Origin of the sequence: Mesorhizobium sp. M1143 (assembly GCF_040318435.1) — a bacterium.
In the GTDB taxonomy this organism is placed as follows: domain Bacteria; phylum Pseudomonadota; class Alphaproteobacteria; order Rhizobiales; family Rhizobiaceae; genus Mesorhizobium.
Map to the genome: position 1 here is coordinate 73,479 of NZ_JAMYMJ010000008.1, position 16,190 is coordinate 89,668.

At 63.2% G+C, this 16,190-nt stretch carries 15 protein-coding genes; 3 read left to right on the forward strand and 12 right to left on the reverse strand.

Features of this window, described 5'->3' with window-relative positions:
* Window positions 1–81 precede the first annotated feature (81 nt).
* A complete protein-coding gene (locus NKH35_RS09105; protein ID WP_023693167.1) occupies window positions 82–1,128 on the forward strand; it encodes a class I SAM-dependent methyltransferase in 1,047 nt (348 codons plus the stop codon).
* Between the two features lie 276 nt (window positions 1,129–1,404).
* On the opposite strand, the gene NKH35_RS09110 is transcribed toward NKH35_RS09105, so the two are convergent.
* Window positions 1,405–2,298 carry an SDR family oxidoreductase gene (locus NKH35_RS09110; RefSeq protein ID WP_352914220.1) on the reverse strand — a complete coding sequence of 298 codons (894 nt, stop codon included), beginning with the start codon at window positions 2,296–2,298 and terminating at the stop codon, window positions 1,405–1,407.
* Window positions 2,299–2,424: 126 nt separating this feature from the next.
* On the opposite strand from NKH35_RS09110, the gene NKH35_RS09115 reads away from it, so the two are divergent.
* Window positions 2,425–3,363 carry an AraC family transcriptional regulator gene (locus tag NKH35_RS09115; RefSeq protein WP_023693170.1) on the forward strand — a complete coding sequence of 313 codons (939 nt, stop codon included), beginning with the start codon at window positions 2,425–2,427 and terminating at the stop codon, window positions 3,361–3,363.
* Between the two features lie 740 nt (window positions 3,364–4,103).
* Here NKH35_RS09115 and NKH35_RS09120 read toward each other — a convergent pair.
* The 10 genes from NKH35_RS09120 to uxaC form a co-directional block, all read right to left on the reverse strand.
* Window positions 4,104–4,256 carry a hypothetical protein gene (locus NKH35_RS09120; protein ID WP_023668683.1) on the reverse strand — a complete coding sequence of 51 codons (153 nt, stop codon included), beginning with the start codon at window positions 4,254–4,256 and terminating at the stop codon, window positions 4,104–4,106.
* Between the two features lie 396 nt (window positions 4,257–4,652).
* On the reverse strand, window positions 4,653–6,491 hold the full coding sequence (recQ, locus tag NKH35_RS09125) for a DNA helicase RecQ (RefSeq protein ID WP_023693171.1): 1,839 nt from the start codon (window positions 6,489–6,491) through the stop codon (window positions 4,653–4,655).
* Window positions 6,492–6,752: 261 nt separating this feature from the next.
* On the reverse strand, window positions 6,753–7,091 hold the full coding sequence (locus NKH35_RS09130) for a cupin domain-containing protein (RefSeq protein ID WP_023693173.1): 339 nt from the start codon (window positions 7,089–7,091) through the stop codon (window positions 6,753–6,755).
* A 10-nt stretch (window positions 7,092–7,101) separates the two neighbouring features.
* Window positions 7,102–7,869: a 2-dehydro-3-deoxy-D-gluconate 5-dehydrogenase KduD gene (kduD, locus tag NKH35_RS09135; protein ID WP_352580714.1), complete on the reverse strand. Its 768-nt coding sequence runs from the start codon at window positions 7,867–7,869 to the stop codon at window positions 7,102–7,104.
* Entirely contained in the window at window positions 7,866–8,723 is an 858-nt protein-coding gene (kduI, locus tag NKH35_RS09140; protein WP_023693175.1) for a 5-dehydro-4-deoxy-D-glucuronate isomerase, read from the reverse strand. The genes kduD and kduI overlap by 4 nt, the downstream gene beginning before the upstream one ends.
* A gap of 23 nt (window positions 8,724–8,746) precedes the next feature.
* A complete protein-coding gene (locus tag NKH35_RS09145; RefSeq protein WP_023668680.1) occupies window positions 8,747–9,523 on the reverse strand; it encodes a FadR/GntR family transcriptional regulator in 777 nt (258 codons plus the stop codon).
* A gap of 38 nt (window positions 9,524–9,561) precedes the next feature.
* Entirely contained in the window at window positions 9,562–10,842 is a 1,281-nt protein-coding gene (locus NKH35_RS09150; RefSeq protein WP_023693176.1) for a TRAP transporter large permease, read from the reverse strand.
* Window positions 10,843–11,406 (reverse strand): TRAP transporter small permease, encoded by a 564-nt coding sequence (locus NKH35_RS09155; RefSeq protein WP_023715911.1) that lies wholly within the window; start codon window positions 11,404–11,406, stop codon window positions 10,843–10,845.
* Between the two features lie 70 nt (window positions 11,407–11,476).
* Window positions 11,477–12,454: a TRAP transporter substrate-binding protein gene (locus NKH35_RS09160; protein ID WP_023668677.1), complete on the reverse strand. Its 978-nt coding sequence runs from the start codon at window positions 12,452–12,454 to the stop codon at window positions 11,477–11,479.
* A 38-nt stretch (window positions 12,455–12,492) separates the two neighbouring features.
* Entirely contained in the window at window positions 12,493–13,902 is a 1,410-nt protein-coding gene (gene uxaC, locus NKH35_RS09165; protein WP_352914224.1) for a glucuronate isomerase, read from the reverse strand.
* A 175-nt stretch (window positions 13,903–14,077) separates the two neighbouring features.
* On the opposite strand from uxaC, the gene NKH35_RS09170 reads away from it, so the two are divergent.
* The gene (locus NKH35_RS09170) at window positions 14,078–15,580 is read left to right on the forward strand and encodes a mannitol dehydrogenase family protein (RefSeq protein WP_352914226.1); all 1,503 of its coding nucleotides are present in this window, start codon (window positions 14,078–14,080) and stop codon (window positions 15,578–15,580) included.
* A 100-nt stretch (window positions 15,581–15,680) separates the two neighbouring features.
* Here the strand turns inward: NKH35_RS09170 and NKH35_RS09175 are convergent, their stop codons facing one another.
* Window positions 15,681–16,088, reverse strand: coding sequence for a F0F1 ATP synthase subunit epsilon (locus NKH35_RS09175; RefSeq protein ID WP_023668674.1), 408 nt, complete (start codon window positions 16,086–16,088; stop codon window positions 15,681–15,683).
* Window positions 16,089–16,190: the final 102 nt, after the last annotated feature.

Here is a 16,190-nt window from a genome sequence, read left to right on the forward strand (position 1 = left end):
TATTAAAATTGTTAGCGTTGGTTAGCGGCGCACCTATGCTGCTGGCCGGGGACCGGGGCGGTAAACCGGAGAGTAAACGGCATGCCTATCAAGCCAAAACTGCAGCTCGACCAATACAGCCTGGTCACCACCAGGCTGATGACGAAACATGTTGCGACCTCCGAAGAGGCGGCTGACTCCGACGAGTTGAGGGACAGCACGGCCCAGCTCGCCCTGATACTGGACCTTGCTCATCAAGCCTTTGCGCGAAACAAACCGGCCGCCCCCGTCGTCCATCGTTTGGCGGGGCGACTCCACAAGCTCCGCCGGCAGGTTGCTCCCGCGGTCTGGCAGAAACTCGTTCCTTTGGCTCAGCAGCATCGGGTCGCGGAATATTTGCTCCAAGACCCGTTCACGCGGTGGTCGGTCGAAAAACCGCGCGGGTATTCGGGCGATGCAGGCCTGCTGGATATTTACTACAAGCATCCGATCGCCGACGAGATCGTGGCCTCGTCGACCTTACTTGGTCGGCAAATTTATGCGTACACCAGTGAAGCTGCCAGTTCGGTGGCGGGGCGCGAGCGGCGGGATATTCTGGCCAGGACCGTGGACGAGACGGCCAGCAGTGTGGAAAAGGCTGAGGTGCTGGCGATTGCCTGCGGCCACCTCAGGGAAGCCGAACGCTCCGATGCGTTGGCCAGGCATAAACTGCAACGTTGGATCGGCCTGGATCAGGACCCCGTCAGCGTAGCCACGGTGAACCACGACTTTGCCGGCACGGCAGTCGAGGCAGTCCAGGGTTCCGTACGCGGCATCCTGCGCCGCGCCTACGCCCTTGGCACATTCGATCTCGTCTACGCATCGGGGCTTTACGATTACCTGCCGCGTGCCATCGGCATCCGCCTGCTTCAAAGAGCCATGGAACTCGTCAAGCCCGGTGGCGAATTCCTGTTTGCCAATTTCAGCGACGAGATAACGACGGATGGTTACATGGAGACTTTCATGGATTGGCCGCTCATCCTACGTTCGGCCGACGATATGTGGGACATCATCAATGCCGCCCTCGGCGGGAGTCCTTTCGACGCGAAAGTCTACTATGGCTCGAACCGGAATATCGTTTACGGCAAGGTGAGGAAGGGCGATCTCTAACTAGGCGCGGGAATCGCGCGCGCATCCCCGTAACAAGGTAGGTCTGCCATGACGAGGCCATGCCTTCGCCGGCTTTCCGGCGACGGGCGAGCAGGTCGTCCGGGCTGCGGGCGGCCTACGCCGTGTTCGTTCTGCTTGCCGCCATACAGATGTGGCGGCGGTTCCAGCAGCACGACGGTGCTGCCCGCTCGGCGGGCTGCGTCTGGCCGTTTTGCTGGCACTGCCGCTGATCGCCAGGCTGTCGGTCGTGCAATGCAACGCGACTGGCCGGCCTGATCAGGCCTCGAAATAGCGGGCACGATCGAGATCGGCGATGAGCCCCGGCCCGGTCGGCTGCCATCCCAGCGCAGTGCGGGTCTGCTCACTTGACGCCGACAAGTCCCTGCCGATGAAATGCCCGAGAAAGCCGAAATGCGCAGCCGCGTCCTCGGGGCCTATGGAAACCACCGGCAGGCCGAGCCGGCGGCCGATGATCTCGGCGATCTCTTTGCTCGCCACGCCCTGTTCGGCAACCGCATGATAGCTGACGCCGCCCGCCCCCTTCTCCAGCGCCAGCCTGTACAGGGTGGCGGCGTCGAACCGGTGCACCGCCGCCCAGCAATTTGCGCCGTCGCCGACATAGGCCGAGACGCCCTTTTCACGCGCAATGGCAATCAGCATCGGCACGAAACCGTGATCGCCCTCGCCATGGACGGTCGGCGCCAGCCGCACCGTCGATGCGCGCCCCCCGCGCGCTGCGAGCGCCACGGCCGTTGCTTCCGAAGCGCGCGGCATGGCGGCCGATGGAGGCGCGGGTTTGTCGTCTTCGGTTGCCGGCCTTCCCTGCGCAAAACCGGCGAGGCCGGAGGTGACAAGCAGCGGCCGCTCGGAACCCTCGAGCGCCGCGCCGAGCGTTTCGATGGCGCGCTGGTCAACTGCGCAACTGGCGGCGAATCTCGAAAAGTCGTGGTTGAAGGCCGTGTGGATGACGCCATCCGATTGGGTAGCGCCGCTGCGCAGGCTGTCGAAATCCTCGATATCGCCGCGATGCGCCTCGGCACCCGCGGCCACGATCGACTCCGCACCTGCTTCCGACCGCGCGAGGCCAAGCACCTGATGGCCCGCCCCGAGCAATTCCCGCACAACAGCCGAACCGACAAAACCGGTAGCCCCGGTAACGAACACACGCATGATGATTTCTCCTTGGTTTTTGTCGAACGCCGTACAGCCAGCCCGTTGCGAAGGAGATAGAAGTTTGAGATCATACGATCTATACTGTAAAATCCGAGATATCTTCGCAATCGTCCGAGAACGCTCATGGATCCGCTGTCAGACGTGCTGTCGCTACTGAAGCCGCGCAATTACCTGTCGGCTGGGCTGGAAACCGGTGGCGACTGGGCGATCCAGTTTCCTGACCAGCAGGCCGCCATCAAATGCGGCGCCGTGGTGTCCGGCCGATGCTGGCTGTCGGTCGAGGGCGTCCCTGACGCGGTGCGGCTGGACGTGGGCGACTGCTTCCTGTTGCCGCGCGGCCGGCCTTTCCGCCTTGCCAGCGATCTCGGCCTGCCGACGGTCGATGCGCGAACGATCTTTTCACCGGCGCGGACCGGCGGCATCACCGTCCATAATGGCGGCGGCGATTTCCTCCTGGTCAGCAGTCGCTTCACGCTGTCCGGCGACCATGCCGGCATCCTCTTGCGGATGCTGCCGCCCATCGTCCACATCCGCGGCGAGAGCGACCATTCGGCGCTTCGCTGGCCGGTGGAGCGGATGATGCAGGAATTGCGCCAGCGGCGTCCCGGCGGCTTTCTCATCGTCGAGCACCTCGCCCACATGATCCTGATCGAGGCCTTGCGCCTGCATATGACCGCGCAAGGCAATGTCGGCTGGCTGTTCGCACTCACCGACAGGCAGATCGGCGCGGCGATCGGCGCCATGCACGAGGACCCGGCGCATGGCTGGACATTGCAGCAACTGGCGGAGCGCGCCGGCATGTCGCGATCGACTTTTGCGCTCAGATTCAAGCAGACGGTCGGGGCCTCACCCCTGGATTATCTGACGCGCTGGCGCATGATGCTGGCCGGCGACAGGCTGATGCATTCCGGCGATCCGGTTTCCGTCATCGCGCTGGCGCTCGGCTACGAATCCGAAAGCGCCTTCAGCACGGCATTCAAGCGCGTCATGGGCTGTTCGCCGCGGCAGTACAGCCGCCGGGAGCCGGACCTGACTGCGCAGGCCGAACGCGAAGCCGCCTGAGGCGGCGATCCGAGCGCCTTGATTACCTTGCCCTTAGAGGCTGTAGCGCGAACGAAACTCGGTGAACGACATCGCCAGATTGTTCTCGTCCACATGGCCGGTGATTCCGTCCACACTGCGCGAGTCGAGTTGTAGCGGGCGAGCCAGAGCGGACAATTGCCGAAGCCGCTCGGATTTCCCAGCGCGCTTCGACCGCTGCGGCCCTTCTGCTCAAATCGATCCCTTGCTTGCTCCATGGCATGCGCTTGACAATCGACTGATTCGCAACCCTTCGGGGATATAAGTATTCCAGTTAACTTAGGGATAATCGGCAGGAGGAACTAGATTTCAGACGCTCAATTGGCACGAGCAAAATCGCGTTTTTCATGCTTTCAGAATGACTTGCTCGCGTGCTGGCGGTTAACCGGCACCAACTTCTCCGATTTCCTTGCCTCTACGGCTGGGTAGCGCAATAGGGTTAATTGCGCGATTGCTAATATGCCTATATCTTAGGCGGCGCGGGGGGCCTCATATCTTCCCGCAGTGGCCGGTGCGGTGAAGCCCCACAAGCATGCCCAACCTGCACCGGCCATTCCCTATCTTTTCCAAGAGCTTCCGTGAAGCCTCTAGGACGCGTCGCGTTTCGGCGATGGTCGATTGCAGGGAGTCCAGTTGGCTCTCCGCTCGGAGCTGGCTACGGCGGGCGCTTTCAATGAACTGGTGGTCAGGTTCCCACCGGTCTTTCATCGGGCTTAGCCTCTCTACAGACGAACGAACTTGTCGAGATGCAGGCGTATCCGCTGGCCCTCAGCATAGGACAGCGCAAACGGTTCAATCACGAATGATCGGGTAATTTCCTGGTCTTCCTTGGCCACAGGAACGGACCATCCGCCGCCGGCTTCGACCACTTCCACGCAAGGCAATGCTTTGCGGATTGGACCCACGTTTCCACCACAGCCTCTATACGAAAAGCAATGGTAACCTCGAGTTTTATACTCCCGTCGAAAGCGGGTTTTCAACAACAAAGATGGTCTGAATCATACCATTCGGGTCAGCGGATAGCGGCTGCCGAGGTAGCGTCTCCAAGGCCGAGAAAACCGCCATCCGCGCGCAACAGCGGGTTTCCATAGTCACGGCTACATCCGAGGAATCGACCGCATAGATTCAGGAATGTGTGTTGTCGTCACGGTTCCATACAATTTAGAAGGCCATTCCCCTACGGCAGGGTAGCGCCAAAATGAAAGCATAAGCGGGCGGGCAAGTTGAAGGCGTACTGATGCCGGATCGGGCTTTGGTCCAGCAAAACCCTTTCAGCCTGGCGTCTCGGAAAGGTGCGCGGCAATGGCGCTCACAAAAGCCTTGCCGAACTCCTTGAGTTTGGCGGCGCCGACGCCATTCACCCCGGCAAAATCGTCGAGGTCTTGCGGACGACGCTCGGCCATGTCGATCAGTGTACGATCCGAAAACACCACATAGGCCGGCACCTGGCGTTCCTTGGCCAGACGCAGCCGCAGCGTCTTGAGCGCCGCGAGCAGCGACGCATCTACATTTTCGCTCTGGGGGCTCTGCCCGGCGCGAGCCGCGCGGCGCGCGGCGCGCGTGCGCATCTCGACCCGATACTGGAACGGCACCTCGTCCCGGCCGAGTGCGTGGCCCTTGTCCGCGATGGCCAACCCGCCATGGCCGGCCGGGTCCGGCATCAGGAAACCGTTCGCGACCAGCTGGCGAATCATAGATTGCCAAAAATCCTTCTTGTGCGCGGCGCCATTGCCGAAGGCTGCCAGCCTGTGATGCCCCCTTGCCGCGATCTTTTCAGTCTCGTGGCCGATCAGGATGTCGATGACATGGCCGGCGCCGAAGCGCTCGCCGCTCTGCGCCACCGCCGCCAGGATGAGGCGCGCCTCGGAGGTGCCGTCGGCGCGCGGCGCCTGTTCCAGGCAATTGTCGCAATTGCCGCAAGGGACCGCCTCTTCACCGAAATAACCGAGCAGCACCTGGCGGCGGCACTCGGCCGTCTCGCAATAGCCGATCAGCGTATCGAGCCGGCCATGCGAGCGGCGCTTGTGTTCGACAGCGGCGTCCTCGTCGTCGATGAACATGCGGCGCATGCGGATGTCGCCAAGGCCGTAAAGCATATGCGCCTCCGCCGCCCGGCCGTCGCGACCGGCGCGGCCGATTTCCTGGTAATAGGCCTCGAGGCTGCCCGGCAGGTCGGTGTGGAAGACATACGCGACATCAGGCTTGTCGATCCCCATGCCGAAGGCGATGGTCGCCACCATGACGACGCCCGACAGCGTCATGAAGGCGTTCTGGTTGGCATCACGCGCCTCCTTGCTCATGCCGGCGTGATAGGCGAGCGCGGGGACGCCGTTCTTTTCGAGGAATGCCGCCATCTCTTCGGTCTTCTTGCGCGACAGGCAGTAGACGATGCCGCTGCGCCCCTGATGGCGCTCGATGAAGTTGAGCAACTGCCGCTTGCTGTCCTGCTTGGGCTCGATGGCAAGCTTGATGTTGGGCCGGTCGAAGCCAAGCACCTGCGTTTCGACACGCCCGCCAAACAGCCGTCTCTCGATGTCTGCCCGCGTCGTCTCGTCCGCCGTCGCCGTCACCGCAATGATCGGTACGTCGGGAAAGATGCCACGCAGTTGCGAAAGGTCTTCATATTCGCGCCGGAACGCCGGCCCCCACTGCGAAATGCAATGCGCCTCGTCGATGGCGATCAGGCTGACATCGAGCCTGGCAAGCGCATCCAGCATCCGCTCGGTCATCAGCCGTTCCGGCGCGAGGTAGAGCAGCCGCGTCTGGCCCGACGCGACGCGGCGCCATGCCGCGACATTGGCATCACGGTCGATCGAGGAATTGATCGTATCGGCGGCGACGCCGGCGAGGCGCAGTGCGGCGACCTGATCCTGCATCAGCGCCACTAGCGGCGAAACGACAATGGTCAGCCCGCCCTTGACCAGCGCCGGAACCTGATAGCACAGCGATTTGCCCGCACCCGTCGGCATGACCGCCAGCACGTGGCGGCCGCCAAGCAGTGCCTCCATCACCGCGGCCTGTCCGGGACGGAAATCGTCGAAACCGAACACGTCCTTGAGGACGCGCCGTTTGGGATCGTGCGTCGGTACGCTCGTCGTCGATATCTGCATCACTGATGTTTTCGATCGGCCGCCCGAAGCAGCGGCGTGGACAGAACGATTAGCGCAGCCCCTGCGTGACCACAACAAGCAGCAGCAACACCCCACCGGCGATCGACCTGGTTGGCATCGTTAAACCTATCTTCACCATGTTGCGGCACCGTCCAACCCTGCGGCGATGTTTCGAGTACCGCTGCGCCACGAGCGCACAGGCAACAGCCCGCGCCTCCCCCGGAGGCGCGGGTTTCCTGTTTCTGGAATTGCCGAAAAGGTTCAGGCCAGGAAATCGGCGCGGTGCGGGGTAAAGCTGTCGACCAGGCGCCCGGCCTCCAGCGCCTTGACGCCGTGCACCAGATTGGACGGCACGATGAAGCTGCCGCCGGTCTCGATGGTCGCGGTGCGGCCGTCGATAATCACCTCGAAGCGACCTTCGGCGACATAGCTGGCCTGGACATGCGGGTGCGAATGCAGTGCGCCGACGCCGCCCTTGTCGAAGCCGAACTCGACCATCATCAGCTCATCCGTATGCAGGAGAACGCGCCGCCTGTTGCCGTCCGGCGTCGGCGTCCACGCGCTCTCGCCGGGTTGGGCAAAAATCTTATGCTCGATCATGACTGTTTCCTCATCGCGCCAGCCAGCCGCCATCCACCGGGATCACGGCGCCGTGCATATAGTCGGATGCGGGGGCCAGCAGGAAGACAGCGGCGTCGCCTATGTCTTCCGGTCCGCCCCAGCGCCCGGCCGGGATGCGCGCCAATATAGCGGCGCTGCGGTCGGGATCGGCGCGCAACGCCTCGGTGTTGTTGGTTTCAATATAGCCGGGCGCAATGGCGTTGACGTTGATGCCTTTTGCCGCCCATTCGCAGGCCAGCAGCCGGGTTATGCCGAGCGCGCCATGTTTCGACGCGGTGTAGGACGCGACACGAATACCGCCCTGGAAACTCAGCACCGAGGCGATGTTGACGATCTTGCCGCGCTGCCCGGAATCGGCCAGCACGCGCCTGGCAAAACCCTGGCTGAGGAAGAACAGCGTCTTCAGATTGACGTCGATGACGTCGTCCCAATCGGCCTCGGAGAAATCGACCGCGTCGGCGCGGCGGATGATGCCGGCATTGTTGACCAGCCCGTCGATCGGGCCGGTCTTCTCCCACACCTGGTCGAGCATGGCCTTGGCGGCAACATGATCGGCGAGATCGCACCGCACAGTCTCGAACTGGCCGCCGGCTTCCGCGACTTGTCTTTCCGTGTCGTCCATCACAGAGCGGCCGACACCGATGACGATGCCGCCGGCGCGCGCGATCGAGACGGCGATGCCCTGGCCGATGCCGGTGTTCGCGCCGGTGACCAGGATACGCTTGCCGGCCAGGCTGAAGGAGGAAGGGCCGCTCAACGCAATTCACCCAGCGGCACCGGGTCGACATCGGTGTAGTCGACATTGTCGCCGGCCATCGCCCAGACGAAGGAGTAGTTCGAGGTGCCGACCCCGGAATGGATAGACCAGCCTGGCGACAGCACTGCCTCCTCATTGGCCATGACGATGTGGCGGGTTTCGTCCGGCTCGCCCATGAAATGGAAGACGCGCGCCGTCTCCGGCAGGTCGAAATAGAGATAGGCCTCCATGCGCCGGTCATGCACATGGCAAGGCATGGTGTTCCACACCGAGCCCGGCGCCAGTTGGGTCATACCGACCACCAGTTGGCAGGTCTTGACGCCATCGGCATGGATGAACTGGAAGATGGAGCGTTCGTTGCAGGTTTCCTTGCTGCCGAGATCGAGGCGCTTGGCATCGCCAATGCGGATCAGCCGGCTCGGATGGGTATGATGCGCCGGCGCGCTGAGCAGGTAGAATTTGGCCGGTGCGCCCGCGTCGGCCGACGCGAACGACACGTCGGTCCTGCCCATGCCGAGATAGAGCATGTCACGTGCCTGCAACTGGTGGGTCTCGCCATTTGCCGTCACCGAGCCGGCGCCGCCGATGTTGACGATGATCAGCTCGCGGCGGTCGAGAAAATTCTTGGTCCCCGTCGGCTTGATCGCCTCCAGCGGCAGCGCTGTCCCTTCCGGCACGGCGCCGCCAACGATCATGCGGTCATAATGGGTGTAGGTCAGGCTGATGCGTCCCTGCTGGAACAGGTCGTCAATATGGAAATTGTGACGCAGTTCGTCGGTGCCCATGGAAGCAGCGGCGACCGGGTCGATGGCGAAACGCGAGGTGAAATCGGTATGCGGGTGACTTTGAGTCATTGCTGCTCCAGCTGAATGAATGGCTATTTGGTTGCCGACGCCTTGACCGAGTCGGCGTAGTAGACCTGGCGGGCGTGCAGCCGCTCGCGGTAGCGCTCTTGGCTGGCGGTGAGATGAGCGCGCATCGCCTCGCGCGCGGCTTCGGCGTCGCCTGAGGTGATCGCATTCAGGATCACCAGATGCTCGCGTTGCAGCCCTCGCTGATAGCTGTCGGATTGCACCAGTTCGGTCGACCAGGGCGAGGTCACGTCGCAAGGAATGGCGCGGCGTCCGAGCACATCGAGCATCTCGACATAGAACGGGTTGTTGGTGGCGCTGGCGATTGCCCGGTGGAAGGCGAGATCGGCCGGACCGGTCGGCTCGCTGTTGAGCAGCAGCCGTTCGAATTCGAAGAACGCTTCCTGGATCGCTGCTTCCTGCGCGGCGTTGCGGCGAATGGCGGCGAGCCCGGCCGATTCGATTTCGACGGCCAGGCGCACTTCGAGCACATTGAGCGCGATGGAATCCTTGCTGCCCATGTCGGCGGCGAGCGCGCCGAACATCGTTGAGATGTGCTCGGTGACGAACACGCCTGCGCCCTGGCGCGCCTCGACCAGCCCGTCGGCGGCGAGCTTGGCCAGCGCTTCGCGGATGACGGTGCGGCTGACGCCGAAGGTCTCGGTCAGTTGTCCTTCGGTCGGCAATTTGTAGCCGGGCAGGATCTCGCCCGCCTGTAGCTGCTTGCGGATCGCAGCGACGACGGTCTCCGACAGTTTGGGTTTTCTCTCGACCCTGAGATCAACAGCGCTATCCGATGCCATATCGCACCCCTGTTTGAAGACGTCTATTTGAAGACGCCCTATTTGAACACGCTCGGCAACCAGAGCGAAATCGCCGGAATATAGGTGACCAGCCCCAGGACCACGATGCCCGCGCCATAGAACGGCCAGATCGAGCGCATCGCTTCCCAGACCGTAATCTTGCCGACGGCACAGGCGACGAACTGCACCGTGCCGACCGGCGGTGTGTTCAGGCCAATGCCGAGATTGAGGATGGTGATGACGCCGAAATGCACGGGGTCGACGCCGTAATGGGTGACCAACGGCAGGAAGATCGGCGTGCAGATGATGATCATCGGCCCCATGTCCATGAAGGTGCCGAGCAGCAGCATCAGGACGTTGAGCAGAAGCAGCACCACCAGCGGATCGGTGGAGATGGCGTTCATGCCTGCGATCAGCAGCACCGGCACTTTGAGATAGGCCATCAGCCAGCTGAACGAGGCCGCCGTGCCGATGATCAGCAGCACCATCGAGGTCGTGCGCACCGCGCCCTTTGTGGCATGGACGAAATCGCCCCAGGCCATCGACCGGTAGACGAAGACGGTGACCAGCAAGGCGTAGATGATGGCGATGCAGGAGCTTTCCGTCGCCGTGAAAACGCCCGAGCGAACGCCGCCGAAGATGATACCGATAAGCAGAAGTCCGGGGATGGCGATGACCGCCAGCTCGCCGACACGCGAGAAGCCGGGAAAGGCCTCGACCGGGTAGCCTCGGCTGCGGGCGACGAAATAGGCAGTGACCATCAGCGAAGCAGCGAACAGCAGGCCAGGCAGGATACCGGCGGTGAACAGGTCGGCGATCGAAATCTTGCCGCCGCCGGCGATCGAATAGATGATCATGTTCTGCGACGGCGGCAGAAGCAGCGCGATCAGCGCCGCCATCGACGTCACGTTGACGGCGTAGTCGGCGCCGTAGCCGCGCGCTTTCATCTGCGGGATCATCAGCCCGCCGACGGCAGCGGCTTCCGCCACAGCCGAGCCGGAAATGCCGCCGAACAACGTCGCGGCGATGATGTTGACCTGACCGAGCCCACCGCGGACATGACCGACCAGCGAGCCGGCAAAGGAAACGATGCGCTGCGCGATGCCGCCGCGCACCATCAGATCGCCCGCAAAGATGAAGAACGGGATCGCCATCAGTGAGAACGCCGACATGCCCGACTTCAATTGCTGGAACACCACCAGGGGCGGCAGGCCGAGATAAAGCACGGTGGCGAAGGACGCCGCACCCAGGCAAAAGGCGATCGGCGTGCCGGCAAACATCAAAAGCGTGAAGACGCCAAACAGGATCCAGAGTTCCATCTAGGCCTCCTGCACGGCCGGCATTTCCGGCACTTCCTCGAGATTGATATCCTTGTCGATGTCGGCGCCGGACCAGCGCAGCACGATGCGTTCGGCCGAGAACAGGCAGATCAGAAAGCCGCCGGCGACCAGCGGCAGATAGTCGAAACCGCCGGGAAGCTCGAGCGCCGGGATGATGGTCCGCCAGGTCAGCCCGACCAGCTTGCAGCCGTACCAAACCATGCCGATGCCGAAGCCGAACGCGATCAGGTCGGACAGGGTGCGCAGCGCCCATTTGCTGCCCTTGGGCAGGATATAGAGCAGCACGTCGAAGCCCATATGGTAATTCTCGCGCACGCCGACGGCAGCGCCCAGGAAAATGAACCAGTTCATCAGCATGATGGCGGTGACTTCGGTCCAGCTCGGTGACGCGTTGAGCACGAAGCGGGAAAACACCTGGTAGGCAACAAGCGCGGTCATGGCGACCATCCCGATGCCCGCGAGATAGAGCGCACCGTCGCAAATCTTCGAAAGCACCGCGCTGAAGCGCGGTGGCGCTCCGCTCCTGGCCGTTCCCGCAGTCATCCGATCCTCCCGGTCTTTCCGTCCCCTAAAAGCGATTGGCGGGGCGGCGCCATGCCGCCCCGCCAGAAAATCACTTGGTCGCCTGGATGCGGGTCGCGAGGTCCTTGAGCTCCGGCGTCTTCAGATACTTGTCGTAGACCGGCTTCATCGCATCGATCAGCGGCTGCTTGTCGATCTCGCTGACCTTGACGCCGGCCTTCTCGACGATCTCTCGCGACTTCTTCTCCTGCGCGTCCCACAATTCGCGCATCTTGACGACGCTATCCTTGGCCGCCTGCTTGACGATCGCCTGGTCTTCCGGCGTCAGTCTGTCCCAGCTCGATTTCGACATCACCAGCACTTCCGGCACGATCTGGTGCTGGTCGACGGTATAGTGCTTGGCGACTTCGTAGTGCTTGGCGGATTCGAAGCTGGGCCAGTTGTTCTCGGCGCCGTCGATGACACCGGTTTCGAGCGCCGAATAGACCTCGCCATACGCCATCGGCGTGGCATTTGCGCCAAGCGCGTTGACCATATCGACGAACACGTCGGACTGGATGACGCGGAACTTCATGCCTTTCAGATCGGCGATCGAGGTGATGTCCTTCTTGGTGTTGTAGAAGGAACGGGCGCCGGAATCGTAGAAGGCAAGGCCGACCAGATCATGCGTCTCGAAGGCCTTGAGGATCTCGTCGCCGATCGGCCCGTCCATGACATGGCGCATGTGCTCGACCGAACGGAACATGTAGGGCAGCGACGGCACGGCGGTTTCCGGCACGATGCCGTTGAACGGACCCATCGAGACGCGGTTCAGATCGATGACACCGGTCTGCGTCTGCTCGATCGTGTCCTTTTCCTCGCCGAGCTGCGCCGAATGATAGACCTCGACCGAATAGCGGCCGGCGGTGCGCTCCTTGATGAGCTCGCCGAGATATTTGACCGCCTCGACAGTCGGATACCCGTCCGGATGGGTGTCGGCCGAGCGCAGTACGGTCTGGGCGCCGGCAACGCCGATCATCAGCGAGCCGAAGGCGAATGTGGCTGCCACCAGTTTTGAAAAATGCAACATGACTGTCTTCCTCCCTTTTAAAATTCCACGCGCCCGGCTCACAGCCGGTACGCCTTCTTGGCAAGCGTGTAGGCAAGCTCCCGCGCCAGCTCATGCGCCTCGTCCTCACGCAGCCGGTGCTCGGCGACGAGACGGGCGAGAAAGGCGCAGTCAACCCGGCGCGCCACATCGTGACGGGCGGGAATCGACGGAAAGGCACGGGTGTCATCGTTGAAGCCGACGGTGTTGTAGAAGCCGGCGGTCTCGGTGGTCATCTCGCGGAACCGGCGCATGCCTTCCGGACTGTCGTGGAACCACCAGGCCGGCCCGAGCTTCAACGCCGGATAGACGCCGGCCAGCGGCGCCAGTTCGCGCGCGTAGCTGGTCTCGTCCAGCGTGAACAGGATGATGGAGAGGTCGCGCTCCAGCCCGACGCAGTCGAGCAAGGGTTTGAGCGCCGCGGCATAGTCGGTGCGGGTCGGAATATCGAAGCCTTTGTCGCGGCCGAATTTTTGGAAAACACCAGGCGAGTGGTTGCGCCATGAGCCGGGATGGATCTGCATGACCAGCCCGTCGTCGCGGCTCATCTTGGCCATTTCGGTCAGCATCTGGGCGCGAAACAGCTTGCGCTCGCGCTCGTCGTCCGAGCCGCGGCGGATGCGGTTGAACAGCTCTTCCGCCGCCGCATCGGAAAGATTGGCGGTCTCGGCCGTCGGATGGCCGTGGTCCGATGAGGTTGCGCCGAAGCTTTTGAAGAAAGCGCGGCGATTGCGATGCGCGTCGAGATAGCCGGCCCATGTGCCGGTGTCGCAGCCGGTGATCTCGCCCAGACGATCGAGATTGGCCGAAAATCCTTCGAAGTCGGGATCGACGACAGCATCCGGCCTGTAGGCAGTGATGACGCGGCCCTGCCAGCCGCTGTCGCGGATCGTCTTGTGCCATTGGAGATCGTCGAGTGCGCCCTCGGTCGTCGCGATGACCTCGATGTTGAAGCGCTCGAACAGCGCGCGTGGGCGATAATCGTCGCGCTGCAAAAGCGCCGCGATGGTGTCGTAATGGCGGCTAGCGGTGCTGGCGTTGAGCGGCTCTTCGATGCCGAACAGATGCTCGAGCACATGGTCGAGCCACAACCGCGTCGGCGTGCCGCGGAAGAGGTAATAGTGCTCGGCGAAGCGCCGCCAGATCGCCCTGGGATCGGTCTCGACCGGCGAGCCGTCGAGGGTCGGGACGCCGAGATCTTCCAGCCGCACGCCCTGGCTGAACAGCATACGGAAAATGTAGTGGTCGGGCACCACCAGCAATTGCGCGGGATCGGGGAATGGCTCGTTGAGCGCATACCAACGCGGATCGGTGTGGCCGTGCGGGCTGATGATCGGCAGGTCCTTGATGCCGGCATGGAGATCGCGCGCGATCGACAGCGCGCGCCCTTCGGCGGCAAAAAGCAGATCCGGATCGGTCAGTCCCGCCACGTCGTTCCTCCCAAGGGCGATATCGGTAGGATTGGAAAGAAATAATGTCAACATACAAAAACTGGATTGTTGTATGATGACTTTTAACCGGCGTCAGGTCATTGTGCGGCGGAAGAGCGGATGTTACGCCGCTAGCAGATCCCGCCCCGCACACCATCCAGCGACAAGCCGCGCCATGACCAGCAGACGCCTTTCCAACGCAACAGTGCAATCCTTGCCGGCCTCGGTCGCCGTCCCCGCCTATGATCGCGCCAGTGTCGCCCCAGGCATCGTCCATCTCGGCGTTGGAGCCTTCCACCGTGCCCATCAGGCCGCCTATGTCGATGACTGCCTAGCGGCCGGCGAGACCGGCTGGGGCATTGTCGGCGTCTCGCTGCGCAGCCCCGACACGCGCGATGCGCTGACGCCACAGGACGGGCTCTACACGCTGGCGGTGCGCGGCAGCGATGGCGAAGCGCTGCACATTATCGGCTCGATCCAGTTGATGCTGGTCGCGCCGGAAGACCCCGGCGCGGTGCTGGCCGCGCTGACCGACCCGCGCACCCGCATCGTCACCCTGACCATCACCGAAAAGGCCTATCTCAGGGCCGCCGACGGCAGCCTCGACGAAAACCATCCCGATATCGTCCACGATCTGGGCAATCCCGGATCTCCCAGGACAGCGCATGGATTCCTGGCGGAAGCGCTGGTGCGACGCCGGGCCGCCGGCACGCCGCCCTTCACCGTGCTTTGCTGCGACAACCTGCCGGCCAATGGCGCCACGCTGCACCGGCTGCTGGTCGGGTTTGCAAAACTGCGCGATGCCGGCGCTGCTGCTTCAGGCGACGCTGCCCTCGCCGGTCATATAGCCGATGACGTTGCATTCCCATCGAGCATGGTCGACCGCATCGTGCCGGCAACCGCCGATGCCGACCGGGCGCGCATCGCGGTCGAACTCGGCCTCGAGGACGCCTGGCCGGTGATGACCGAGCCATTCCGGCAATGGGTGATTGAGGACAGGTTTCCAGCCGGACGGCCGGCCTGGGAGAAATTCGGCGTCACCATGGTCGAGGATGTCCGGCCGTTCGAGGACATGAAGCTTCGGCTGCTCAACGGCGCCCATTCGGGCATCGCCTATATCGGCCTGCTCAGCGGCCACGTCACCGTCGACCGCGCCTTCGCGGATCCCGCGATCCGCGCGTTCGTCGACCGGCTCTGGGCCGAGGCCATCCCGACATTGCCTGGGGATGCCGGGCTCGACACGTCAGCCTATACGGCCGAACTTGCCGAACGTTTCTCCAACACCGCGCTGGCCCACCGCACCGCGCAGATCGCCAATGACGGCAGCCAGAAATTGCCGCAGCGCATTGTCGCTACCGCCATCGAGTGCATCCAGGCCGGCCTGGTCCCGGAGCATCTGACGCTGGTGATCGCCGCCTGGATCGCCGCCTGCGAGGCGCGCGGCAAGGACCTGCCGGAAGCCCACTTTACCGATCCGCTCGACGCGGCGCTGGCGGCGCTCGACGAACGACGGATGCTGGAACGAGTAGCGGCGGTGTTCGACTGGGCCGGCTTCGCCAGCGGCAAGCCCGAGCGGCAGACGCTGATCGAACTGGTCGCCGCCCATCGCGAGCATATCCTGCAAGGCGGGATCGTGCTTGCGCTCGCGGCACTGGGTATACCGGGAAAGACCAGGTGACCTGACGTCGCCCGGATACAAAAAGCCGGGCTTAAGCCCGGCCTGTTTCATACCTTTGCCCGACCATGACCCCTCGGATCACGTCCAATCATTCTGCGGCTTACGCCGGCAGCAGCGCGCCTTCGAGCGTGGTAAGCTGGCTAAGGAACTGCTCCGCCTTGCTGCGGCTCTGGTCGTCCTTGGCGTCGGCGGCGTCTTCCTTGGCTTCCTGGATGCGGCGGGCGAGATCGGCGCGGTCGATATCGCCGACGGCGACCGCCGATTCGGCGAGCAGCGTGCAGCCGGCAGGGACGATGTCGGCAAAGCCGCCGAACACCACATAGCGTTCTTCCTTGCCGCCGGCGGTCTTCAGCGTGACGACGCCCGGCTTGATCGTGGTCATGACTGGCGCATGGTGCGCCATGACTGTCATTTCACCTTCGGCGCCTGGAATGACGACGGACTCGACCTGCTCGGAAACCAGGAGGCGCTCCGGCGAGACCAGTTCGAACTTGAAAGCTTCAGCCATGTCAATTTAGTGAGTAGGGAATAGTGAGTAGGGAGTAGGGAGAGGACAGCTGTCCTGATCACCCGGCCGCTATTCACTACTGACTACTGACCACTCCCTATT